This window comes from Marivita sp. (genome assembly GCF_017643905.1).
GTDB lineage: Bacteria > Pseudomonadota > Alphaproteobacteria > Rhodobacterales > Rhodobacteraceae > Marivita.
In genome coordinates this window covers 1-21,247 of sequence record NZ_JAEPMO010000030.1, presented here as the reverse complement: position 1 = coordinate 21,247, position 21,247 = coordinate 1, and the positions used below count along the sequence as shown (strand labels likewise).

At 58.9% G+C, this 21,247-nt stretch carries 23 protein-coding genes; 11 read left to right on the top strand and 12 right to left on the bottom strand.

Annotated elements, in window-relative coordinates; genetic code table 11:
- Window positions 1-8: 8 nt before the first annotated feature.
- On the top strand, window positions 9-326 hold the full coding sequence (locus JJ869_RS06670; RefSeq protein WP_292265478.1) for a DUF1244 domain-containing protein: 318 nt from the start codon (window positions 9-11) through the stop codon (window positions 324-326).
- A gap of 61 nt (window positions 327-387) precedes the next feature.
- Here the strand turns inward: JJ869_RS06670 and JJ869_RS06665 are convergent, their stop codons facing one another.
- The 4 genes from JJ869_RS06665 to JJ869_RS06650 form a co-directional block, all read right to left on the bottom strand.
- Window positions 388-960: a cob(I)yrinic acid a,c-diamide adenosyltransferase gene (locus tag JJ869_RS06665; protein WP_292265477.1), complete on the bottom strand. Its 573-nt coding sequence runs from the start codon at window positions 958-960 to the stop codon at window positions 388-390.
- A gap of 3 nt (window positions 961-963) precedes the next feature.
- The gene (locus tag JJ869_RS06660) at window positions 964-1,164 is read right to left on the bottom strand and encodes a twin transmembrane helix small protein (RefSeq protein ID WP_292265476.1); all 201 of its coding nucleotides are present in this window, start codon (window positions 1,162-1,164) and stop codon (window positions 964-966) included.
- Between the two features lie 68 nt (window positions 1,165-1,232).
- Entirely contained in the window at window positions 1,233-2,060 is an 828-nt protein-coding gene (locus JJ869_RS06655; RefSeq protein ID WP_292265475.1) for an SDR family NAD(P)-dependent oxidoreductase, read from the bottom strand.
- A 1-nt stretch (window position 2,061) separates the two neighbouring features.
- Window positions 2,062-2,622 carry an SH3 domain-containing protein gene (locus JJ869_RS06650; protein WP_292265474.1) on the bottom strand — a complete coding sequence of 187 codons (561 nt, stop codon included), beginning with the start codon at window positions 2,620-2,622 and terminating at the stop codon, window positions 2,062-2,064.
- A gap of 137 nt (window positions 2,623-2,759) precedes the next feature.
- On the opposite strand from JJ869_RS06650, the gene JJ869_RS06645 reads away from it, so the two are divergent.
- The 5 genes from JJ869_RS06645 to JJ869_RS06625 all read left to right on the top strand — a co-directional run bounded on the left by JJ869_RS06645 (window position 2,760) and on the right by JJ869_RS06625 (window position 9,235).
- The gene (locus JJ869_RS06645) at window positions 2,760-5,075 is read left to right on the top strand and encodes a DNA topoisomerase IV subunit A (RefSeq protein WP_292265473.1); all 2,316 of its coding nucleotides are present in this window, start codon (window positions 2,760-2,762) and stop codon (window positions 5,073-5,075) included.
- The gene (locus JJ869_RS06640) at window positions 4,963-6,261 is read left to right on the top strand and encodes a DUF898 family protein (RefSeq protein WP_292265491.1); all 1,299 of its coding nucleotides are present in this window, start codon (window positions 4,963-4,965) and stop codon (window positions 6,259-6,261) included. Before JJ869_RS06645 ends, JJ869_RS06640 begins: the two co-directional genes overlap by 113 nt.
- On the top strand, window positions 6,258-7,379 hold the full coding sequence (locus JJ869_RS06635) for a M48 family metallopeptidase (protein ID WP_292265472.1): 1,122 nt from the start codon (window positions 6,258-6,260) through the stop codon (window positions 7,377-7,379). Before JJ869_RS06640 ends, JJ869_RS06635 begins: the two co-directional genes overlap by 4 nt.
- Window positions 7,380-7,547: 168 nt before the next feature.
- The gene (locus JJ869_RS06630; RefSeq protein WP_292265471.1) at window positions 7,548-8,306 is read left to right on the top strand and encodes an electron transfer flavoprotein subunit beta/FixA family protein; all 759 of its coding nucleotides are present in this window, start codon (window positions 7,548-7,550) and stop codon (window positions 8,304-8,306) included.
- On the top strand, window positions 8,306-9,235 hold the full coding sequence (locus JJ869_RS06625; protein WP_292265470.1) for an FAD-binding protein: 930 nt from the start codon (window positions 8,306-8,308) through the stop codon (window positions 9,233-9,235). The genes JJ869_RS06630 and JJ869_RS06625 overlap by 1 nt, the downstream gene beginning before the upstream one ends.
- A 52-nt stretch (window positions 9,236-9,287) precedes the next feature.
- On the opposite strand, the gene JJ869_RS06620 is transcribed toward JJ869_RS06625, so the two are convergent.
- Complete coding sequence (locus JJ869_RS06620) at window positions 9,288-10,100, bottom strand: DUF6473 family protein (protein ID WP_292265469.1); 813 nt, start codon at window positions 10,098-10,100, stop codon at window positions 9,288-9,290.
- Between the two features lie 149 nt (window positions 10,101-10,249).
- Between JJ869_RS06620 and JJ869_RS06615 the strand changes: the two genes are divergently transcribed.
- Window positions 10,250-11,125: a 3-hydroxybutyryl-CoA dehydrogenase gene (locus tag JJ869_RS06615; RefSeq protein ID WP_292265468.1), complete on the top strand. Its 876-nt coding sequence runs from the start codon at window positions 10,250-10,252 to the stop codon at window positions 11,123-11,125.
- On the opposite strand, the gene JJ869_RS06610 is transcribed toward JJ869_RS06615, so the two are convergent.
- Genes JJ869_RS06610 through JJ869_RS06580 form a run of 7 tightly spaced genes read right to left on the bottom strand, consistent with a single transcriptional unit; the run spans window position 11,122 to window position 16,565 of the window.
- Entirely contained in the window at window positions 11,122-12,003 is an 882-nt protein-coding gene (locus JJ869_RS06610) for a lysophospholipid acyltransferase family protein (RefSeq protein ID WP_292265467.1), read from the bottom strand. The genes JJ869_RS06615 and JJ869_RS06610 overlap by 4 nt on opposite strands.
- A 48-nt stretch (window positions 12,004-12,051) precedes the next feature.
- Window positions 12,052-12,330: an HPr family phosphocarrier protein gene (locus JJ869_RS06605; RefSeq protein ID WP_292265466.1), complete on the bottom strand. Its 279-nt coding sequence runs from the start codon at window positions 12,328-12,330 to the stop codon at window positions 12,052-12,054.
- 28 nt (window positions 12,331-12,358) lie between these two features.
- Complete coding sequence (locus JJ869_RS06600) at window positions 12,359-12,760, bottom strand: PTS fructose transporter subunit IIA (protein WP_292265465.1); 402 nt, start codon at window positions 12,758-12,760, stop codon at window positions 12,359-12,361.
- Entirely contained in the window at window positions 12,757-13,680 is a 924-nt protein-coding gene (rapZ, locus tag JJ869_RS06595) for an RNase adapter RapZ (RefSeq protein WP_292265464.1), read from the bottom strand. Before rapZ ends, JJ869_RS06600 begins: the two co-directional genes overlap by 4 nt.
- Window positions 13,681-13,696: 16 nt before the next feature.
- Window positions 13,697-14,137, bottom strand: coding sequence for a serine kinase (locus JJ869_RS06590; RefSeq protein WP_292265463.1), 441 nt, complete (start codon window positions 14,135-14,137; stop codon window positions 13,697-13,699).
- Window positions 14,138-14,145: 8 nt separating this feature from the next.
- The gene (locus tag JJ869_RS06585; RefSeq protein ID WP_292265462.1) at window positions 14,146-15,858 is read right to left on the bottom strand and encodes a sensor histidine kinase; all 1,713 of its coding nucleotides are present in this window, start codon (window positions 15,856-15,858) and stop codon (window positions 14,146-14,148) included.
- 2 nt (window positions 15,859-15,860) lie between these two features.
- A complete protein-coding gene (locus JJ869_RS06580; RefSeq protein ID WP_292265461.1) occupies window positions 15,861-16,565 on the bottom strand; it encodes a response regulator transcription factor in 705 nt (234 codons plus the stop codon).
- A 344-nt stretch (window positions 16,566-16,909) separates the two neighbouring features.
- Between JJ869_RS06580 and JJ869_RS06575 the strand changes: the two genes are divergently transcribed.
- From JJ869_RS06575 to JJ869_RS06560, 4 genes are all read left to right on the top strand, one after another.
- Window positions 16,910-18,508 (top strand): phosphoenolpyruvate carboxykinase, encoded by a 1,599-nt coding sequence (locus JJ869_RS06575; RefSeq protein WP_292265460.1) that lies wholly within the window; start codon window positions 16,910-16,912, stop codon window positions 18,506-18,508.
- Window positions 18,509-18,724: 216 nt separating this feature from the next.
- A complete protein-coding gene (locus tag JJ869_RS06570) occupies window positions 18,725-20,413 on the top strand; it encodes an acyl-CoA dehydrogenase family protein (protein ID WP_292265459.1) in 1,689 nt (562 codons plus the stop codon).
- Window positions 20,414-20,558: 145 nt separating this feature from the next.
- Window positions 20,559-20,894, top strand: coding sequence for a carboxymuconolactone decarboxylase family protein (locus JJ869_RS06565; protein WP_292265458.1), 336 nt, complete (start codon window positions 20,559-20,561; stop codon window positions 20,892-20,894).
- A gap of 80 nt (window positions 20,895-20,974) precedes the next feature.
- Window positions 20,975-21,136 (top strand): hypothetical protein, encoded by a 162-nt coding sequence (locus tag JJ869_RS06560; RefSeq protein ID WP_292265457.1) that lies wholly within the window; start codon window positions 20,975-20,977, stop codon window positions 21,134-21,136.
- The last annotated feature ends 111 nt before the right edge of the window (window positions 21,137-21,247 follow it).

Below are 21,247 nucleotides of genomic sequence, written 5' to 3'. Positions count from 1 at the left end.
CAGAAAAGATGGACGAACAGACCCAACTCGAGATCGAAGCAGCCGCGTTTCGCCGTTTGCGCCAGCATCTGATCGAGGACCGGCCTGATGTGCAGAACATCGACATGATGAACCTGACCGGGTTCTGCCGGAATTGCCTCAGTCGCTGGTACCAGGAAGCCGCGAACGAACGCGGGATCGAAATGGACAAGGATGCCGGGCGCGAAGCGTTCTACGGGATGCCGATGTCGGAATGGAAAGCGCGGTATCAGACCGAAGCCACGGGCGAGCAAAAGGCCGCATTCGAAGTGGCGTTCAAGGAAAACGTCACCGACAAGAACGGCTGATGGGACTGACGGGGCGATGCGTCGACGCATCGCCCGTTTTGGTCAACCAAAACGGCCCGCCTTAGCGGGTCGCTCCCGGCACCCAGAGAACGTCCGCTTTGCCATCGTCATTGGCAACACGGGCCGCCACGAAGAACCAGTCACTCAGTCGGTTCAGGTATTTCACCGCGTCCGGGTTCACGCTTTCCATCGTGGCCAGTTCCACCGTCAAGCGCTCCGCCCGACGCGCCACAGTCCTGCACTGATGCAGGTAGGCTGAAAGCGGCGCGCCACCCGGCAGAATAAAGCTGCGCAGCGGTTCCAGCTTGGCGTTCATCGCGTCGATCTCGGACTCGAGCCGTTTCACCTGTGATGCGACGATGCGCAGCGGCGTGTATTCCGCCTCAGAATCCTTTTCCATATCCGGGCGGCACAGGTCCGCGCCAAGATCGAAGAGATCGTTCTGGATTCGCGACAGGCTGGCATCGACATCGTCGTCTGCCTGCAGACGCGCCAAACCGACAATCGAGTTCAGTTCGTCCACTGTGCCATACGCTGTAACGCGCATTGAATGTTTCGCGACACGCGCCCCATTGCCCAGCGCGGTTTCGCCGTCATCGCCTGTTTTGGTGTAAATCTTGTTCAGTACGACCATGGTTCACTCTCCTCGCAGCCAGACGAACAGCAGGATCAGCATCACGGCCACGAATTGCGCTATGATCCGCCAGCGCATCGCCCTGTTGGCGTATTTCTTGTTGAACTCTCCACCCTTGGCAAAGCTGCCGATGCCGAAAAACAGGATGGCCACCACCGCCAGACAGGCGATAGCGACGACAATGAACAGCGGGTCTTGCGACATGGCAGGGTCTTCCTTCGGTTGGTGTTCCCGGGGATGTAGCCGTATCGCGCCGCAAGGCGAATGAAAAGTCAGCCTTTGGACAAAACCCAATCGAGCGCCCGTGTCGGCAAAAGGCGGCGGGCAATGGCCATGGCGTGGGTCGGTGTCGTGACCCGGTAGCGCGCTTTGGGACGCGAGGCGGTCAGAGCTTTTACTACGGCATCAGTCACAGCCGAGGCAGGCCATTGCACGCCAGAACTCCCACCCTTCTTCAACATGTCGAGCAATGATGCCTCATACTGCGCACGGCGCGCCGAGGACTCCCAATCGACCCATTTTTTAAATTGTTTGATCGCGTTCTTGCGGAAATCGGTCTCGATCGGCCCCGGTTCGATCAGCACAACCTTGATGGCGGTCTCTGCCATCTCCATGCGCAAGACATCGGCATACCCTTCAAGCGCAAACTTGGTGGCTACGTATGGGCCACGGTACTTCATGCCAACAATGCCGAGAACCGATGAATTGAAGAGGATTCGCCCGTTGCCGGCACGACGCATCGCCGGGATCAGGTGACGGTTCAGATCGTGCCAGCCCAGAAAATTCGCCGCGAACTGGGCGCGCATCCCCTCTGCGGGAATGTCCTCCAGCGGGCCGGGCAACGCGTAGGCACCATTATGGAAGACGGCATCCAGCACGCCGTTGGTGGCCTCAAGAACCGTCGCGGCGCAGCGCGCAATGCTTTCAGGGTCCTCGTAATCCAATTGCGGCGCGGCGAACCCTTCGGCAGCACGCGCATCACAGTCTTTTTGCGCACGGCACGACGCGAAGACCGTCCAGCCCAACGACTTGAGCCGTCGAGCCGTATCAAGTCCGATGCCCGAAGAGCAGCCGGTTATCAGGATTGTCTTCGCGCTCACGTCAGTTGGCAGCCGTCACAAGCCAGTCGGCGATCCAGCCTTCTTCCCCTGTGGATGTCGCACGCAGGTGCAGCCAACCGTTGCCTTCATCATTCAGAACTTCGACCATATCATTGCGGAAAAGTTTTCCGACAACCGCATAATCGGTCCCAGGACCACCGCGCATGTTCACACGGTCGCCATCCACAAAGCGCAGATCAGGTGTTTCCTGAGGGATCGAAGCAACGGTGTCGGTGACCACCGCAGTCGGTTGAGGCACGTCCTGGGAGACAACGCTGTCTTCTGTCGCCTGCGTTGTCAAAGACACAGGTGTCACAACAGAACCCGGGTTGGTCGAAACAGGCTCGATCAGCGCCCGTGTCGGCGCGATGTCGGTCAGTTCGGCAGCGCGTGTGTTCGCGCGGGCAACAACCTCCGGACGCGGCTCGGGTTTGGTCACAATGGGTTTGGGTTCGGCGAAGATGACCAGAGAGGTGTCCCCCGGCTCAAAATCCGCACCACCAGACAACTCGTAAAACGCCATCGCCATGACCGCAAATGCGATGAGAATGTACCTATTCATAACAACCCCCTGGGCAGGCTTTTCGACTACCGCACACCGAGCAATACCTTGATTCCCCGTTCAACCCGAAGGGGAAATCGAAAAAATATTCCCGCAATTGCTTTACGGCCTCAGAGGGTCTGAGTATCACACCATCTATGGCTGATGATGTCGATGACCCCAAGATGACCCCCCGCGACTTTGCGGAACCGCTCCGCCGAGCAATCGGGGAACGGTACCTGACCTATGCATTGTCGACGATCATGCACCGGGCACTGCCCGATGCACGCGACGGTTTGAAGCCCGTGCATCGTCGTATCCTTTATGCAATGCGCGAACTGCGTCTGAGTTCCACAGGTGGTTTCAGAAAGTCGGCCAAGATCAGCGGCGACGTGATGGGCAACTACCATCCGCATGGTGATGCCGCGATCTATGACGCGATGGCGCGCCTCGCGCAGGACTTCAACGTCCGCTACCCGCTGGTGGACGGTCAGGGGAATTTCGGCAATATCGACGGTGATAACCCGGCTGCCGCTCGATATACCGAAGCACGCCTTACTGCTGTTGCCGAAGCGCTGCTGGACGGGTTGAACGAGAATGCCGTTGATTTCCGGGCCAATTACGACGGCACGCTCGAAGAACCGATTGTCCTTCCCGCGCAATTCCCGAACTTGCTGGCCAATGGATCAAGCGGGATTGCGGTCGGCATGGCAACCAACATTCCGCCGCACAATATTTCTGAACTGATCGACGCCTGTCTGCACCTGATCAAGGTGCCGGACGCGCGGGATGACACGCTGCTCAATTATGTGCCTGGACCGGATTTCCCAACCGGCGGTGTGATCGTCGAAGATCGCGACTCAATTGCACAGGCGTACCGTACCGGGCGCGGTTCGATCCGTTTGCGCTGCCGTTGGGAGATCGAGGATCTGGGCCGGGGTCAGTGGCAGATCATTGTCACCGAAATCCCCTATCAGGTGCAGAAATCCAAGCTGGTCGAACGGCTTGCCGAGTTGATCCAGACCAAGAAGGTCCCGATCCTCGCCGATATCCGCGACGAATCCGCCGATGACATCCGCATGGTGCTGGAGCCGCGCTCCAAGAACGTGGACCCGGATGTGCTCATGAACATGCTGTTCCGCAATTCCGACCTGGAAACGCGCTTCAGTCTGAACATGAACGTGCTGATCGATGGTCTGACGCCCAAGGTCTGTTCGATGAAGGAAGTGCTGCGTGCCTTCCTTGATTTCCGTCGCGAAGTCCTGATCCGGCGCAGCCAGCACCGGATGGACAAGATCGACCACCGTCTTGAGGTCTTGGAAGGGCTGATCGTCGCCTTCCTGAACCTTGACCGCGTGATCGACATCATACGCTACGACGACGACCCGAAGGCAGCGCTGATGCGCGAGGATTGGGGCAAGGATCACCCCCGCGCCATGAACGAGCGCGACTATGTCTCGCCGCCCATGGTTGGGGGCCATGACGAACTGGGCTTGACCGAGGTTCAGACCGAAGCGATCCTGAACATGCGCCTGCGCAGCTTGCGCAAACTCGAAGAGATGGAACTGGTCGCCGAGCGTGATCGCCTGATGGAAGAGCGTGCCGGTCTCGAAGACCTGCTCGAAAGTGGCGATCTGCAATGGGACGCGATCGCCGAGCAGTTGCGCGAAACCAAAAAGACTTTTGGGAAGAATTATCCCGGTGGCGAACGCCGCACCACCTTCGCCGAAGCGGGCGAGGTCGAGGATGTGCCGATCGAGGCGATGATCGAACGTGAACCGATCACCGTGGTCTGTTCGGAAATGGGCTGGATTCGGGCAATGACGGGCCATATCGACCTGACCCGAGAGTTGAAGTTCAAAGACGGTGACGGGCCGCGCTTTATCTTCCACGCCGAAACAACCGACAAACTGTTGGTCTTCGGCTCGAATGGTCGCTTTTACACGATCCCTGCGGCCAACCTGCCGGGCGGGCGAGGCATGGGTGAACCCTTGCGCCTGATGGTGGACCTACCGAACGAAGCCGCGATCGTTGTGCTGTTCATCCACAATCCCGAGCGCAAACTTCTGGTGGCGTCCAGCGCGGGCGACGGGTTCATCGTTCCCGAAACCGAAGTGGTTGCACAGACGCGCGCGGGGAAACAAGTTCTGAACGTCAATGGTGATGTACGCGCCAAAGTGTGCAAACCTGTGAATGGTGACTCTGTGGCCGTTGTCGGAGAAAACCGCAAAGTTCTGGTTTTTGCTCTGGACGAACTCCCGGAAATGGGACGTGGGAAAGGCGTGCGGCTGCAAAAGTACAAGGACGGGGGCCTGTCGGATGCAACCACCTTCACCCTGGGAGAAGGCCTCACCTGGCGCGATCCGGCCGGACGCACCAGAACCGAAACAGACCTCGCCGAATGGGCAGGAAAGCGCGCCGGGTCGGGACGTATGGCCCCGCGCGGTTTCCCCAGAGACAACACCTTCACCTGACGCGGACACGCTGCGCACTGAGGTCGTTGGCACCCGAACTACGCTGTTCTGGCTGGCACTCAAGACAGGTTTTCTGACGGTACTGACCCTTGGTTTCTACCGTTTCTGGATGCGGACGCGGTTGCGCCGGTGGTACTGGTCCGCGATCCGGCCCGGAGGCTATCCGCTCGAATACGTGGGCGACCCTATGGAAAAACTTCTGGGGTTTCTCTTTGCCGTCGTCGTGCTGGCTTTCTACATCGGCATCGTAAACCTGATCCTGATGTTTGCGAGCTTCTCGCTCTTTCAGGACAATTTCGCAGCCTACGCCACCAGCCTTGTCGGTGTGATCCCGCTCTGGTTCTTTGCCCAATATCGCGCCCGCCGATACATCCTGGCCCGCACCCGCTGGCGCGGCCTTCGGTTCGGGCTCGAGCCAGGCGCATGGGGCTATGCGTGGCGCGCGGTCCTGCATTGGACGGTCACACTCCTCAGCCTTGGTCTGCTGTTGCCACGCATGACATTCTGGCTTGAGAAGTACAAAACCGACCGCACATTTTTCGGCACGGCCCGCATGGAACAGGGCGGCAAGTGGACGATGCTCTATCCAGCGATGAAACCAATGTTCCTCGCACTCGGGATCGCCTTGGTCGGCGGCGGCGCTATCTTTGCGGAAAACATCCCGCTGGGCGCAGGGATTTGCGTGTTCGCCACCTTCATCGGCCTTTATGGTCTCTTCTATTACCGTGTCGAAAGCCTGCGGCGTCTGACTGAAACCAAAAGGATCAACTGCGTCAGCTTCACATTGTCGCCAAGCGCATTCCGGGTATTGATGATCTACGTTCTGGGCACGCTTCTGGCCTCCGCTGCTGTCTTCATCCCGTTTATGGTCCTCGGGTTTCTACTCTTGCTGATCCAGTCCGCCGACATTCTCACCGAGATGGGACTGGAGGACGTGATTGCACCGGTTGCGGGTCTTGGGCGATACGTCATCATCGGGCTGAGCGTGATGATCTATTTCACTATCTTCCTGCTGTGGTCGGCACTCACCAATGTGTTCATCACCTTGCCGGTGATCCGTCACTATTTCTCGACCCTCACGCTCGCGCCTGCCTCAGCCACCTCGGACATCCGGCAGCGCCCGCGCGACGAGTTCGCCGAAGCCGAAGGCTTTGCCGACGCGCTGGACGTTGGGGCATCGCTATGACTGTTCTGCGCGTGGGCCGCGCCCCCGAACCCTTCTCTGCCGCTGCGACTTACTTCGATGGCATCCGCGCTGCGCCGGCACATGTGGCTTTGACCGTGGACGAAGACACCAAGGCGCTTGTCGGGCTGGCGGATACAGGTGCGGAAATTCGTTGGCCTTTGACCGAGATCCGCGAGGTTCCCGATCAGGCGGGGGGCGACCAGATGGTGCTTCAACTGGCCAATGATCCGGTTCAACGCATCGTGCTTGCGGACCACACATTGGCACCGCGCCTACCAAACCGTACCAAGCGACCCAAAGTGACCAAACGCGGCCCGCTGATCGTTTGGGCCATGGCCGCTTTGGCGTCGGTCGCGCTGATCATTTTCGTTCTGGTCCCGACGATGGCCAACCAGCTTGCCCGCTTCATCCCACCCGAAGGCGAGCGCGCGTTGGGTGAGGTTACGCTGAACCAGATCCGCACTGCCTTGGATCAAACCGGGCTGAACCCTGTACCGGTCTGCGACAACCCAGACGGTCTGGCCGCTTTGGCCAAGATGGAAACCCGATTGCAGAATGCCTTGCCCGAGCAGCAAACGCTGACGGTGTCGGTTTTGGATCACGAGATGATCAACGCCTTTGCCTTGCCCGGCAATTACATCGTGTTTTGCCGCGGCCTCATCGACAAAGCGCAAACCCCCGAAGAAGTGGCCGCCGTCTTTGCACATGAAATCGGCCATGTGGTGAGCCGCGATCCCACACGCCATGCGCTGCGGTCCGCCGGATCTTTGGGTGTTCTGGGCCTTCTGTTCGGGGATTTCGCCGGGGGCGCCGCCGTCCTGTTACTGGCAGAGCGTCTGATCGAAGCACAATACAGTCAGGGCGCAGAGGCGGATGCAGATGTCTTTGCCCATTCTGTTCTGATCGAGGCGCAGATCGCCCCATCGGCCTTGGCCACGATGTTCGAACGGTTTCGCGAACTTGGAGGCGAAACCAGCCCGTTTGTCGCGCATTTCCTCAGCCACCCCTCCCTCGGTGACCGTGTTCAAGCCGCCCGGGACGCGACTCCAAGCGGTTTCGAGGCGGTTCCGCTGTTGACGGCGCAGGAATGGCGGGCCCTTCAGAACATCTGCGATTGATGCCGCATCACAGCATGACTCAGGGCAAATACTGAAAAACGCGACGTCCGATGGCGCTAACGTGACGATTTTGCCCTGTTTCCCCTGTTCAGGGTTCGGTATCCCTTCCCCGGAACGAAACGTCAGAATCGCAGATTTCCCTGCGATCCCAACGAGAGGAACTCGCCCATGAAGGTCTTGGTACCTGTCAAACGCGTGATCGATTACAACGTGAAAGTTCGCGTCAAAGCGGATGGGTCCGGTGTCGATCTCGCCAACGTCAAGATGTCGATGAACCCCTTTGACGAGATCGCCGTAGAAGAGGCCATTCGTCTGAAGGAAGCGGGCAAAGCCGACGAGATCGTCGCCGTCAGCATCGGCGTCAAGCAGAGTCAGGAAACCTTGCGCACGGCCTTGGCGATGGGTGCAGACCGCGCAATCCTCGTGGTTGCCGCCGATGACGTGCACACCGATATCGAACCGCTGGCCGTGGCGAAAATCCTTGCCGCCATCGTCAAGGACGAAGCGCCGGGCCTGGTGCTTTGCGGCAAGCAGGCCATCGACAATGACATGAACGCCACCGGCCAGATGCTGTCGGCGCTCTTGGGCTGGTCGCAGGCGATGTATGCCAACAATGTCGACATCGACGGAGATCATGCGGTTGTGACGCGCGAAGTCGACGGCGGCTTGCAGACCATCAAGGTCAAGATGCCGACGATCATTTCGACCGACCTGCGTCTCAATGAGCCGCGCTATGCGTCGCTGCCGAACATCATGAAAGCGAAGAAAAAGCCGCTCGATGAAAAGACAGCCGCCGATTACGGCGTCGATGTCACACCGCGCCTTGAGATCGTGAAGACCTCCGAACCGTCGGAGCGTGCAGCGGGCATCAAGGTGGGCTCGGTCGACGAGCTGGTCGCGAAACTCAAAGAAGTGGGAGCTGTGTAATGGCCGTTCTTCTGATTGCCGAAATCACCGATGGCGCACTGGCGATGGACGCCACCGCCAAGACCGTGACCGCCGCCAAAGCGTTGGGTGACGTGACCGTTCTGGCCGCTGGCGCGTCTGCTAAAGCCGCCGCTGACGAAGCGGCGACCATCGAAGGTGTGTCCAAGGTGCTGCTGGCCGAAGATGCGCTTTACGGGCATCGTCTGGCCGAGCCTGTCTCTGCGTTGATCGCATCTATTGCAGGCGATTACAGCCACATCGTCGCCCCCGCGACGACGGACGCCAAGAACATCCTGCCGCGCGTTGCAGCGCTTCTGGATGTGATGGTGATCACCGACGTGACTGCCGTTGTGGATGCCGACACGTTCGGGCGCCCGATCTACGCGGGCAACGCGATCCAGACCGTCAAATCCTCGGATGCGACCAAGGTGATCTCGTTCCGGACGTCGACCTTTGACGCCGCACCGACCGGCGGCTCGGCATCCGTCGACGCCATCGCAGTCGGCGACAATCCGGGCCTCAGCGAATGGGTCGAAGACAAGGTCGCCGCAAGCGACCGTCCCGAACTGACCTCTGCGGGCATCGTGGTCTCCGGCGGTCGTGGCGTTGGGTCCGAAAGCGACTTCGCCATGATCGAAAAGCTGGCCGACACCCTGGGCGCCGCCGTTGGCGCGTCGCGCGCTGCTGTCGACTCGGGCTTCGCCCCGAACGACTGGCAGGTGGGTCAGACCGGCAAGGTGGTTGCGCCTGATCTCTACATCGCCGTCGGCATCTCGGGTGCGATTCAGCACCTTGCGGGCATGAAGGACAGCAAGATCATCGTCGCCATCAACAAGGACGAAGAAGCCCCGATCTTCCAGGTCGCGGATTTCGGGCTTGTGGCGGACCTGTTCCAGGCCGTCCCGGAACTCACCGAAAAGCTCAGCTGATCTCAGCAGTAAACCAGACCGACCGGCGCGCCCGTCAAAGGCGCGCCGTTTTCTATTGCAGCGCCGGAATAATCGCCTGCGCCAGCGCTTCCGCCACTTCCGCATGTGCCGCCGCCCCCGGAAGATGAGCTGCCCGCGAGATCTCCAATGGCGGCACATCAAGAAATTCATCTGGCGCACGCCACGTCTTGGGCTGAACCTCGATCAAAGCCCGCACGTGCGGCGCAAGCCCATCAGCCATTTCGCGGCTGAGGAACAGGTCATCACCGTGGCCAAAAGTATCGCGCAGCGGATTGGACGAAAACCAAAGCAGGACCACATCCCCGGTCATCTGTGCAAGCAGCGACCGCATGCGCGCCTGCCACGCGGTTTGCACTTCACGCGCGACCATATCGAACCGTTCGGGACAGATGGTGTGCAAGCGTGACAACAGATGGCGTGTGAAGTGAACTTCGGTAAAATCCATTTCAGGATACAACGAGATAAGTGCCTGAGAGGCTTTGAGAAACCGGTCGTTGCGACGCGGATGAGTTGCGTAGAACCGGTTCGAGATATTGTGCGTGCCCGTCAGTTGAATCACCACCACGCGCGCGTTCGCAGCGGTGGCCAAAGCCCCCGGATCGTTGAGATAGGCGTCAATGCCCGCATTCTCGACCCCGAGGTTCACCACGGTGCAGCCAACCCGCGCTTCGAGAAGTTGCGTCCATGGACGCGCCACGTAGCGGCCGTAGACACCGCACCCGCCCAGACAGGCCACATAGGACGACCGCAGCGACCGTCGCGGCCCCCGAAACCACAATCGCGATCCACCATAGCGACACGGCGCATAATCAACAGCTTGATTGCGCGTCGAGGAAATATCCATTCACCCAACCCTTTTCTTCACCCAAGGATCAAGGTGCCGTGATTCGGTTCCCAAAACGCTAAAGCTAAAAATCGAGGCATCGCCCCGATCCGCCTTGCAGCCCCCTGCCCCACAGGTCATTGTTGCGGCGAAACGGATGGAGCAGTCGCATGACGGTCAATTCAATCGGCGTGGTCGGGGCTGGACAGATGGGCAACGGGATCGCCCATGTCATGGCCTTGGCCGGGTATGATGTTGTCCTGAATGATATCAGCGAGGATGCCCTGAAGCGGGCCATGGACCTGATCGCGCGGAACATGGATCGTCAGGTCAGCCGCGAGAAGATCACCCAAGCAGAACGGGATCAGGCGATGGCGCGCATCGTCATCACCCAAGACCTGCCGCAGGTCGCGCAGACCGACCTGATCATCGAAGCGGCAACCGAACAGGAAACGATCAAGCAAAAAATCTTTGACAGCCTGCTGCCGCATCTGGGTGAGCACACGATCCTGACGTCGAACACCTCGTCGATCTCGATCACACGTCTGGCGAGCCGTACCGACCGCCCGGAAAAATTCATGGGGTTTCACTTCATGAACCCGGTTCCGGTGATGCAACTGGTGGAACTGATCCGCGGCATCGCAACCGACAAGGAAACCTACGAAACCTGCCTCGGTGTCGTCGAGAAACTGGGCAAGACCGCCGCGTCAGCCGAGGATTTCCCCGCCTTCATCGTCAACCGCATCCTGATGCCGATGATCAACGAAGCGGTGTACACGCTGTACGAAGGCGTCGGAAACGTGAATTCGATTGACCAGTCGATGAAGCTGGGCGCGAACCACCCGATGGGTCCACTGGAACTCGCGGATTTCATCGGTTTGGACACCTGTCTTGCAATCATGAACGTGCTGCATGACGGTTTGGCCGATACGAAATACCGCCCCTGCCCGCTGCTGACCAAGTATGTCGAAGCAGGATGGCTGGGCCGCAAGACGCAGCGCGGATTTTACGATTATCGCGGCGAAACACCCGTCCCGACGCGTTAAGGCTTCTGACCCAGACCCATCGTCGTTTCACGCAGCGATGCGACGAAATCGCGGCTGCGCCCCGCAAATGCCTCGATCGCATCTGCGGAAATCGGTTCCCCGACAACCGGTGCCTGTGGCTTTCCGCAGGCCTGTATCACCTCGTGAATCAGCAAACCTTGCCGCAGGGTCGCGGATACCTGACTGGCCATCTGGTACAGGCGCGAGTTCTGACCCGGAAAGAAGATCGGAACCACAGTTGCACCGGACCGCTGGATCAGATTGGCGGTAAACGGATTCCAGACACGCTCTATGGCGGGACCAAAGAAACTGTCGCTCGACGCGACCACCCCCGAAGGGAACAGCGCGATCACGCCCCCCTTCTTGAGATGGCTCATCGCCCGGCTGCGCATTTCAAGGCTTTGTTCCCGTGCGTCTTCCTCATGGGGAAATGGCACCGGAATCATGAACTCCTCGATCTCGGTTACACCGGTAAGCAAGGACCGCGTCAAAATCTTGTAGTCCGTCCGAACCCGTCCGATCAATTCGGCAAGGATCATTCCGTCGACCAGACCGTGGGGATGATTGGCCACCACGATCACAGGACCTTCCTTGGGAATACGCGCAATCTGCTCCTGCGGCGTCTCAAGGCGAATGTTCATCAACCCCAGCGCCTGACCCCAGAAGGCCTGGCCTTCGGCAGGCCCCATCCGTTCAAACCGCCGCACCAGACGCAACAACGGAATCTTGCCCGTCATCCATTCCATGGCACGGATGGTGTTCGCCTTCCACGGATTGGTGAACGTGTTGGCGTAGCTCAGCTTGCGCTTATCGTAGGGAACATCGGTCTGCGCCACAGGGTGCGCGTCCGATGTCGTATGCTGATAGCTTTCAACCATGAGGCAGTGCGCCGTCCTGTTCCTAGTCGGTCAAACCAATCCAGAGGATCAGCTGCCTTCTCCAAAGCGATCGGCCACCAAGGTTTCGATTGCGGTGGCAAGGGCCTCAGCGTCAGGCCCTGAAGTCACTACCTCAATAGAGGTTCCTTTGGAGGCTGCCAACATCAAAAGGCCCATGATGCTGTCGCCGGATGCGCTCATTCCGTCCTTGCGGACTTCTGCCGTTGCGTCAAATCCTTCGACCACCTCGACCAGCTTTGCAGACGCGCGCGCGTGCAAACCCTTTTCGTTCACGATCTTCAAGACGCGCTGCGCGGTTGCAGACATGGTGCCGGGCCTCCCTAAACCCTTGTGATCAGACGCTCTGATCCAGAGTTATGTCTTGGCTGTCAATGTATTTCCGCCCTGCATCCAACGCAGCACGAACGGCCTCCGGCACCGATTTGTCGCGGCTTTTCGCCAGTTTGATCAACATCGGCAGGTTGGCGCCGTAGACAATCCGACGATTCTCCGGCTGACAGGCCCTCAGACTCAGGTTCGATGGAGACCCGCCGAACATGTCTGTCACGATCACCACGCCGTCGCCCTTATCGACCTCATCGGCAAGACGGCAAATCTCGTTCTGCTTGGCGTCGCGATTGTGGTCCGCATCAATGGAAACGGCAGCCATGCCGGGTTGATGACCAACGACATGTTCGACGGCAGACAGGTATTCCTGCGCCAAACCGCCGTGAGCCACGATCACGATGCCGATCACTTTGCCAACCCTCCAAGATCCGGCACGACTGCATTCCCAGCGGGTGCCATCCCCCGGCGCGCCAGTTCCTTGTGGCCAATTGACACTCGCCAGCCCTGCTCTGCAAGGGTTCGCGCGACCCGTTCCGTTACGACAACCGAACGGTGTTGCCCGCCGGTACATCCAATCCCAATCGATACGTGTGTTTTACCTTCGCGATCAACTTCTGGCAGCAAGAACGCCAGCATTTCGGTGATTTTGGAAAGGAATACGGGCAAGCGACTGTCCTTTGCGACAAAGTCCTGCACGTCGGCGTCCAGCCCGGTCTGGTTGCGAAGCCCTGGTTCCCAATGGGGGTTTGCAAGAAAGCGGCAGTCGAACACCATATCGACACCATGGGGGATGCCGCGCTTGTAGGAAAATGATTGCAGAGCGACCGACAGTTTCTGGGAGGATGCATCTGCAAACCATTGATGCAGCTCTGCCTTGAGATCATGCGGTGACAAATGAGATGTGTCGATAAGGATATCGGCTCGCGTTTCGACCGGTCCCAGAAGTTCAATTTCGCGGGCAATCCCGATTTCGGGCGTTTCGCCCTGTGCCATGGGATGGCGTCTGCGGGTTTCCGAATAGCGCCGCAAGAGGATGTCCGGTCGGCAATCAAGGTAGAGCAGCGTGGCGTGGCCATCGGTCTGTCGCACCAGATCGTCATGCAGGTCCAACAGGCGCGACAGCGAAAAATCGCGATTGCGCACATCAATGCCCAAAGCCAGCGGATGCGTCGATGGTTCGCCCTCGAACAGGCGGGGGATCATGCGCAGCGGAATGTTGTCGATTGCCTCAAACCCCAAGTCCTCAAGGACGTTGATCGCAGTGCTGCGACCCGCACCCGAAGGGCCGGTTACCAATACGACGCGAACTGGATCGGGTTGTGTCGCCATGTCTCTGCTTCTGCGCTCAGGGCTGCATGTCCGCACGCCCGTCGGAGCGTAGATATTGCAAAATAGCGGCAGGAAAATGCCCTGACGCAACATTGTGAAGCAATGGAAACGTTTGCGATAGCTGCGTGATGGTGCGGTGCGCAGGCAATCGGTCGGTTTCAATCTGGTCCATATCCACCACGAGGGCGAGCGCAACACGCGACCGGTAGCTGGCATGCAAGAGGCCCACGCCACGTGCTTCGATCATGCCGCTCAGAAATTCGGGGCAGGACAGCATCACGGTCTGCCCGCTGCGCGACAGGATCACACGGTCATCGGAAACCAGCGTCGCCCCGCGCGCCATCATTTCGAGTGCCAAAGAAGACTTCCCGCTGCCGGATGATCCTGTAATCAGCACAGCCTTGTCACCAAGTGCGACTGCGGTTGCATGAAGAACCAATGGTTCAGGGTCGGACATGTGGCGGCCTAGACCGGCAATCCGACGACAAATCGCGCGCCGAGCGGTTCGGATGTAGCGTCAGCCTCGGTCAGGCGGATATTTTCGGCCCAGATCACACCGCCATGCGCCTCGACGATCTGCTTGGAAATCGCCAGACCAAGCCCGGAATTGTTCCCGAAATCCGTTTCAGGACGTTGAGAATAAAATCGTTTGAAGATCTTGGTCAGCGCTTCGTCCGGAATGCCGGGGCCTGTGTCTTCGACCACGATCAAAACACGGTTCTCCCGACGGCGCGCCCAGATCCGGATGGCATCGCCATCTTCGCAAAAGCTGATTGCATTGGTGATGAGGTTGACAAACACCTGTGCCAGACGGGCCTCAAGCCCATGCACAAGGATCGGACGATCCGGCAAATCCGCGATGAATTCGATGCCCTGCCGCTTGGCATCATCGCCAAGGAACTGCGCCAGATTGCGCAGCATGTCGAGAAGGTTGAATTCGGCTTCTTCTTCCTTGACCAACTCGCTGTCGAGGCGGGATGCGTTCGAGATGTCGCTGACAAGACGGTCAAGGCGGCGGACATCGTGGTCGATCACATCCAGAAGACGTTCGACTTGGTCAGGCCGCTTGGCCAACCGCAGGGTTCCCACAGCGGACCGAAGAGAGGCGAGCGGATTCTTGATTTCATGCGCCACATCGGCTGCAAACTGTTCATTCGCATCGATCCGGTCATACAACGCGGCGACCATGCCACGCAAAGCACCAGACAGCCGCCCAATCTCGTCCGGCCGCGCGGTCAGGTCCGGGATGCGAATGCGCCCCGAGGACACGTTGCGACGGTTGCGATCACGGCCCACTTCGGCGGCATCGGCAAGGTTCGAAATCGGGTTTGAGATGGTCGAGGCCAGAACAAGGCTCAGACCAATCGACACGAGTGTGGCGATCACGAACATCTGCAACACATTCTCGCGCTCAAGTCGAACCGCTGCGTCGATTTCGGGCGCATAACTGACCAGAGCAATTGTCCCAGCAACACCGCTGTAGACCTCGATTGGGCTGAGCGCGGTGAAGATAGTCTCACCATTCGGCCCTTCAGACCGCTCGATCCGCGTGAGGGTCGGATCGGTCTCTTCGATCTGGCGCCGCAGGATGTCTTCCAGCGTCAGCGGTTGCCTGCTTTCATCTGGCTGAAAGACCGATGACACGCTGCTCCAGACGGTGAGAAGGAAATCGGAAATGACGGTCGGCTTTTCCGCGATAGAAAGCCCGTTTGCACCGCTCGATGCGTCGACATTTCCGACGAGAAACCGTGCGGCGTCAAAAACGAACACCTGCAAGCCGCGCCTCATCTCGAGATTGTCGAGCGTTTCGGACACGTCAATGCCTTCGCCCGTTCCAAGATTGACGGACTCGGCCTGCATGGCCTGCGCTTCGAAGACGTCTGCGATCAATTCCACCTCGACGCGGACCGCTTCGGCCTTTTGTTCGGCCAGCGTGTCCCGCGACGAGTTGAGAAACAGGATGCCCGCAACAAGAAAGTTGAGGGCAACCAGATTGAAGGTGATGATCTTGCGGGTCAGGGGGGACCGGTTGAGAGAAAACAGCCCGCGCTTTTCGCGGCTGTTGCGCACTTCGGACTCGACTGTTCTGTCGGGGGCGACCCAATCGTCCCCGAGCACCACATCCGCGTCCTTGCGCCCGCCGTCCTTGCCGTGGGTCACACCCTCAACCAGTGCCATGGTCACTCTTCGTTGTAACGGTACCCGATCCCGTAAAGCGTTTCGATAGCCGAGAAGTCGTTATCGACCGTGCGCATTTTCTTGCGCAGCCGCTTGATGTGGCTGTCGATGGTGCGGTCATCGACATAGACCTGATCGTCGTAGGCCACATCCATCAGTTGATCGCGCGATTTCACGAAACCCGGACGCTGCGCAAGAGCCTGCAACAGCAGGAATTCCGTCACGGTCAGCGACACGTCCTGACCTTTCCAGGATACCGAATGGCGCAGCGGGTCCATGGTCAGGTTGCCCCGCACCATCAGTTTGGTCTCTTCAACCTCGATACCGTTGGCATCGCCGGAAATCGCGTCCTGGCGGCGCAGGAGCGCGCGAATGCGCTCAACCAGAAGACGCTGGGAAAACGGCTTCTTGACGTAGTCGTCCGCACCCATGCGAAGGCCCAGAACTTCGTCGATTTCGTCATCTTTGGACGTCAGGAAGATGACCGGCATCTTCGATTTCTGACGCACCCGTTGCAACAGGTCCATGCCATCCATGCGTGGCATCTTGATATCGAAGACGGCCATGTCCGGCATCTTCTTGTTGAATGCGTCCAGCGCGGCCTGTCCGTCATTATAGGTCTCAACCTCGAAACCCTCAGCCTCAAGGGTGATCGCGACCGATGTCAGGATATTCCTGTCATCGTCCACAAGGGCGATTTTCGACATGGATGGTGTTCCTTGTTCTGCTCTCAATTATATTTTTTTCCGCCATTATGTGGCTTTTTTCCGTTTGCGCCAACTCAATTCTGCGAATCACTCCGCACCGACTGCCTTATTGAGACGGAAAATTCCTTACGGATGACTAATTTGCATCACACCGGTGAGCGGAGAGCGGCCATGGTTGCGCTAAACCCGTTTTGGTTGCGCTAACTGCGCGATTGCGTCCTGTTCAGATTTGGAAACGACATGCTAAGAGGCCAATACCCTGGGCGTTCCGCCACGGGTGGGACGTGACCTCTTAGTCCCTCTTCAATACCGCCGCACGACGCGCGGCTACAGGAGCTTGGCAAATGACATTTGGACGGGTGAACCCGGAATTCCGGCTGGAAGATCAACAGATCAACGGGCTTGGCAATGTCTATTACAACCTCACAGAGCCCGCGCTTATCGAAGCCGCGCTCAAACGCGGCGAAGGTACGCTGGGCAATGGTGGGGCGTTCCTTGTGACCACCGGCAAGTTCACCGGGCGGTCCCCCAAGGACAAGCACGTCGTCAAGACTGACAGCGTGGCCGACACGATCTGGTGGGAAAACAACGCGCCCATGTCACCCGAAGGGTTCGACGCGCTTTATGCCGACATGCTCGAGCACATGAAAGGCCGCGAATACTTCGTGCAGGACCTCGTTGGCGGCGCCGATCCCAAGCACTCCATCGACGTGCGCTTCATTCAGGAACTGGCGTGGCACAACCTCTTCATCCGTCACATGATGCGCCGCCCGGAACGCGAAGACCTCGACAGCTTCACGGCTGATTTCACGGTCATCAATTGCCCGTCGTTCAAGGCTGACCCCAAGAAACACAGCTGCCGGTCCGAAACAGTGATCGCAATGAACTTCGACAAGAAGCTGATCCTGATCGGCGGCACCGAATACGCAGGCGAGAACAAGAAATCCATCTTCTCGCTGTTGAACTACCTGTTGCCGGAAAAGGGCATCATGCCGATGCACTGCTCGGCCAACCACGCCGTTGGCAACCCGGTCGACACCGCGATCTTCTTTGGCCTTTCGGGCACCGGCAAGACCACACTCTCCGCTGACCCGAACCGCGTTCTGATCGGCGACGACGAACACGGCTGGTCCGACCGCGGCACCTTCAACTTCGAAGGCGGCTGTTACGCCAAGACGATCAACCTGTCAGCCGAGGCCGAGCCCGAGATCTACGCGACCACCACCAAGTTCGGAACAGTCATCGAGAACATGATGTTCGATCCCGAGACGTTCGAGCTTGATTTCAAGGACGACAGCCTGACCGCGAACATGCGCTGCGCCTACCCTCTCGACTACATTTCGAACGCGTCCGAAAGCGCGCTTGGTGGACATCCGAAAAACATCATCATGCTGACCTGCGACGCGTTCGGCGTTCTGCCTCCAATCGCGCGGCTGACACCGGCACAGGCGATGTATCACTTCCTGTCTGGCTTCACCTCCAAGGTGGCCGGGACAGAGCGTGGCGTCACCGAACCGGAGCCCACGTTCTCGACCTGCTTCGGCGCGCCCTTCATGCCGCGCCGCCCCGAGGTTTATGGCAACCTGCTGCGCGAAAAGATCGCGTCGCATGGTGCGACGTGCTGGCTGGTAAACACCGGCTGGACCGGCGGGGCCTACGGTTCTGGACAGCGGATGCCGATCAAGGCAACCCGCGCCCTGCTGACAGCCGCCCTCGACGGGAGCCTTGCCGAGGCCGAGTTCCGCAAAGACCCCAACTTCGGCTTCGAAGTGCCGGTCAAGGTCGAAGGTGTGCCGGACATGCTGCTTGATCCGCGCCGCACCTGGAACGACAAAGAGGCATATGACGCACAGGCCGCCAAGCTGGTGCAGATGTTTGCCGACAATTTTGCGCAATACGTGCCGTTCATCGACGACGACGTGAAAGCCGCCGCCATCGGCTAAGGCACCTGCGTCGAAAGGCGCTTGGAAATAAAGGGCGAGCGTACCATACTCAGGTGTGCTCGCCCTTTTTTGTTTCTGCGCGCGCAGTGCGGCTAGCGCCGCGCAGAAACAATTCAAGACGAAAGATTGAAACAAATCCAGAGCCAGTTTGGTATTTTTGTTGCGCTGCGCCTGCAAAATAGATATTGAGCGCGAAAGCTGAAAAGGACGTGATTCATGGCCCATGATGGACAAGACCTGACCCTGACCACTGCAACGGTCCTCCCTGATCTGCTGGCGCTGACAGGTGCGGCAATCGAACCGGCAAACACCATCCTCGAGGTGGCGAACGCCCGCGTGCGGGGTATGGTCGAAGCGGATGGCCGGGTTTCAGGTGCCCTGATCGAAGAAAACCAGACGGCAGCACACGGCCTTGCATGGCTTGCCACCTATGTGGAATCCCTGCGCCAGATGCAGGGCTGGGCCGAACGTCTGTCTGCTGATGGCAAGTTTGGCGAGGTCGAACAGCTGATCCACCAGATCGCTTTTGGCGAATACCTCTGGCAGATCTACGGCGGCATCCAGATGAACCAGGGCGAAATGGTCCGCCTTCAGGACATCGGCCTGTCTCAGGACGACATGCGTGTTCTGATGACACCAGAGGTCTTGCAGCTGACCCAGAGCGCCAATACCCAGGCGGCCCGTATGCGTCTTGTCGAACTCATGCAGGAGCGCAGCGCAGAGCTGACCGTGGGGGCCTGCGGCCTTGACGATGAACTCGACATGATCCGCGAACAATTCCGCCGCTTCTCGCTCGACAAGGTGGAGCCCTACGCGCACGAATGGCACCTCAAGGACGAACTCATCCCGATGGAGATCATCGACGAGTTGGCCGAAATGGGCGTCTTCGGCCTGACCATTCCGGAAGAACATGGCGGCTTTGGGCTCTCCAAGAACTCCATGTGCGTGGTCTCCGAGGAACTTTCGCGCGGCTATATCGGTGTCGGCTCTCTGGGCACGCGGTCCGAGATCGCTGCAGAGTTGGTGATCGCTGGCGGCACGGACGAACAGAAAGCCAAATGGCTGCCGGGCCTTGCCTCTGGTGAGATCCTCCCGACCGCTGTCTTTACGGAACCGAACACCGGCTCCGACCTTGGGTCGCTCCGCACCAAAGCCGTGAAAGACGAAAACGGCGATTGGGTCATCAACGGCAACAAAACGTGGATCACACATGCGGCCCGTACGCATGTAATGACCGTGCTGGCCCGTACAATCCCCGACACCACCGACTACCGTGGTCTGTCGATGTTCCTCGCCGAAAAGACCCCCGGCACCGACGAACAGCCCTGGCAGAATCCCGGAATCTCGGGCGGTGAGATCGAAGTCCTCGGCTATCGCGGCATGAAGGAATACACGCTGAACTTCGACGATTTCAAAGTGAAGGGCGAGAACCTGCTCGGCATGGAAGAGGGCAAAGGCTTCAAACAGCTTATGGAGACGTTTGAGTCCGCCCGCATCCAGACCGCCGCCCGGGCCATCGGCGTCGCGCAATCTGCGCTGGACGAAGGCATGAAGTATGCGCAGGACCGCAAGCAATTTGGCAAATCGCTGATCAACTTCCCCCGTGTCGCTTCGAAACTGGCGATGATGGCGGTCGAAATCATGATCGCGCGTCAGCTGACCTACTTCTCGGCACGCGAAAAGGACGAAGGCCGCCGTTGCGACCTTGAAGCAGGCATGGCCAAGCTGCTGGGTGCACGTGTGGCTTGGGCTGCGGCCGACAACGCGCTGCAAATCCACGGCGGCAACGGCTTCGCGCTGGAATACAAGATCAGCCGCATCCTGTGTGACGCGCGCATCCTGAACATCTTCGAAGGGGCGGCTGAGATTCAGGCGCAGGTCATCGCGCGGCGCCTGCTGGGGTAAGGCGCCGAACAGATCACAGAAGTTGCAAAGGCCGGACGCTGTGTCCGGCCTTCTTTTTTGCACCCGGCCCGCGTGCCTGATCTGCATCAAAGACCGTCGCGAACCAGAATGCTCTTGCGAGGCAAACACATCGCAGGAGCATGATATGAGCTGGAAAGCCAAACTCACCGACATGAAAGCACAGTTAAAATCTCTCAACGGCGCAATCCCTGACACGACTGCCGCCTTCGGGGCCTTGGGCAAGACCGTCAAGAAAGACGCGGCGCTCACCTTCAAGGAAAAGGAATACGTGGCCCTTGGCATTGCCGTAGCCACGCGTTGCGAGCCGTGCATCCTCTTCCACACCGAAGCGCTGATCCGTCTGGGAGCAACCCGCGAAGAGGTGTCCGAGGTGCTGGCCACCTGCATCCAGATGGGCGGTGGCCCCGGCCTGATGTATGCGGGCAAGGCCTTGGATGTGTTCGACGAACTGGTCGCCTAGACCCTGCGACACTTTGGGGGGATGAAGATCAGATCTATCGGCAATACATATTCCAAATAATTAATATGTATGAGGTCATCATGCCCAAATCCCCCATCCTTCTTGCCCTTCTTTTCGCAGCAACAACCGCAACCGCCCAACAAAATGTCCCCGGCGGGCATTTCGTCGAAAGCTGGGATTTGGACGGTGATGGTCAGGTCACCTTGGCCGAGGCCAGCCAAGTTCGACAGCAAATCGTCTAAGTGATTGATATTGTTATGGCCAGGTCTGCCATTGTGTGACTACCGAGAAGGGATCAAGCGGGTTTTGGTATATCGAGGGTGTCGAAGAGCTCCAATTGTTCCGGGGTGATT

What these genes read in the sequence shown, in the direction of transcription:
- JJ869_RS06645 (WP_292265473.1), top strand. Translation starts at nt 2,760, where the DNA reads ATGGCTGATGATGTCGATGACCCCAAGATGACCCCCCGCGACTTTGCG.
- JJ869_RS06630 (WP_292265471.1), top strand. Translation starts at nt 7,548, where the DNA reads ATGAAGGTCTTGGTACCTGTCAAACGCGTGATCGATTACAACGTGAAA.
- JJ869_RS06605 (WP_292265466.1), bottom strand. Translation starts at nt 12,330, where the DNA reads ATGTCTGCAACCGCGCAGCGCGTCTTGAAGATCGTGAACGAAAAGGGT.
- JJ869_RS06635 (WP_292265472.1), top strand. Translation starts at nt 6,258, where the DNA reads ATGACTGTTCTGCGCGTGGGCCGCGCCCCCGAACCCTTCTCTGCCGCT.
- JJ869_RS06665 (WP_292265477.1), bottom strand. Translation starts at nt 960, where the DNA reads ATGGTCGTACTGAACAAGATTTACACCAAAACAGGCGATGACGGCGAA.
- JJ869_RS06625 (WP_292265470.1), top strand. Translation starts at nt 8,306, where the DNA reads ATGGCCGTTCTTCTGATTGCCGAAATCACCGATGGCGCACTGGCGATG.
- JJ869_RS06615 (WP_292265468.1), top strand. Translation starts at nt 10,250, where the DNA reads ATGACGGTCAATTCAATCGGCGTGGTCGGGGCTGGACAGATGGGCAAC.
- JJ869_RS06620 (WP_292265469.1), bottom strand. Translation starts at nt 10,100, where the DNA reads ATGGATATTTCCTCGACGCGCAATCAAGCTGTTGATTATGCGCCGTGT.
- JJ869_RS06570 (WP_292265459.1), top strand. Translation starts at nt 18,725, where the DNA reads ATGGCCCATGATGGACAAGACCTGACCCTGACCACTGCAACGGTCCTC.
- JJ869_RS06585 (WP_292265462.1), bottom strand. Translation starts at nt 15,858, where the DNA reads ATGGCACTGGTTGAGGGTGTGACCCACGGCAAGGACGGCGGGCGCAAG.
- JJ869_RS06565 (WP_292265458.1), top strand. Translation starts at nt 20,559, where the DNA reads ATGAGCTGGAAAGCCAAACTCACCGACATGAAAGCACAGTTAAAATCT.
- JJ869_RS06590 (WP_292265463.1), bottom strand. Translation starts at nt 14,137, where the DNA reads ATGTCCGACCCTGAACCATTGGTTCTTCATGCAACCGCAGTCGCACTT.
- JJ869_RS06575 (WP_292265460.1), top strand. Translation starts at nt 16,910, where the DNA reads ATGACATTTGGACGGGTGAACCCGGAATTCCGGCTGGAAGATCAACAG.
- JJ869_RS06610 (WP_292265467.1), bottom strand. Translation starts at nt 12,003, where the DNA reads ATGGTTGAAAGCTATCAGCATACGACATCGGACGCGCACCCTGTGGCG.
- JJ869_RS06650 (WP_292265474.1), bottom strand. Translation starts at nt 2,622, where the DNA reads ATGAATAGGTACATTCTCATCGCATTTGCGGTCATGGCGATGGCGTTT.
- JJ869_RS06580 (WP_292265461.1), bottom strand. Translation starts at nt 16,565, where the DNA reads ATGTCGAAAATCGCCCTTGTGGACGATGACAGGAATATCCTGACATCG.
- rapZ (WP_292265464.1), bottom strand. Translation starts at nt 13,680, where the DNA reads ATGGCGACACAACCCGATCCAGTTCGCGTCGTATTGGTAACCGGCCCT.
- JJ869_RS06560 (WP_292265457.1), top strand. Translation starts at nt 20,975, where the DNA reads ATGCCCAAATCCCCCATCCTTCTTGCCCTTCTTTTCGCAGCAACAACC.
- JJ869_RS06670 (WP_292265478.1), top strand. Translation starts at nt 9, where the DNA reads ATGGACGAACAGACCCAACTCGAGATCGAAGCAGCCGCGTTTCGCCGT.
- JJ869_RS06660 (WP_292265476.1), bottom strand. Translation starts at nt 1,164, where the DNA reads ATGTCGCAAGACCCGCTGTTCATTGTCGTCGCTATCGCCTGTCTGGCG.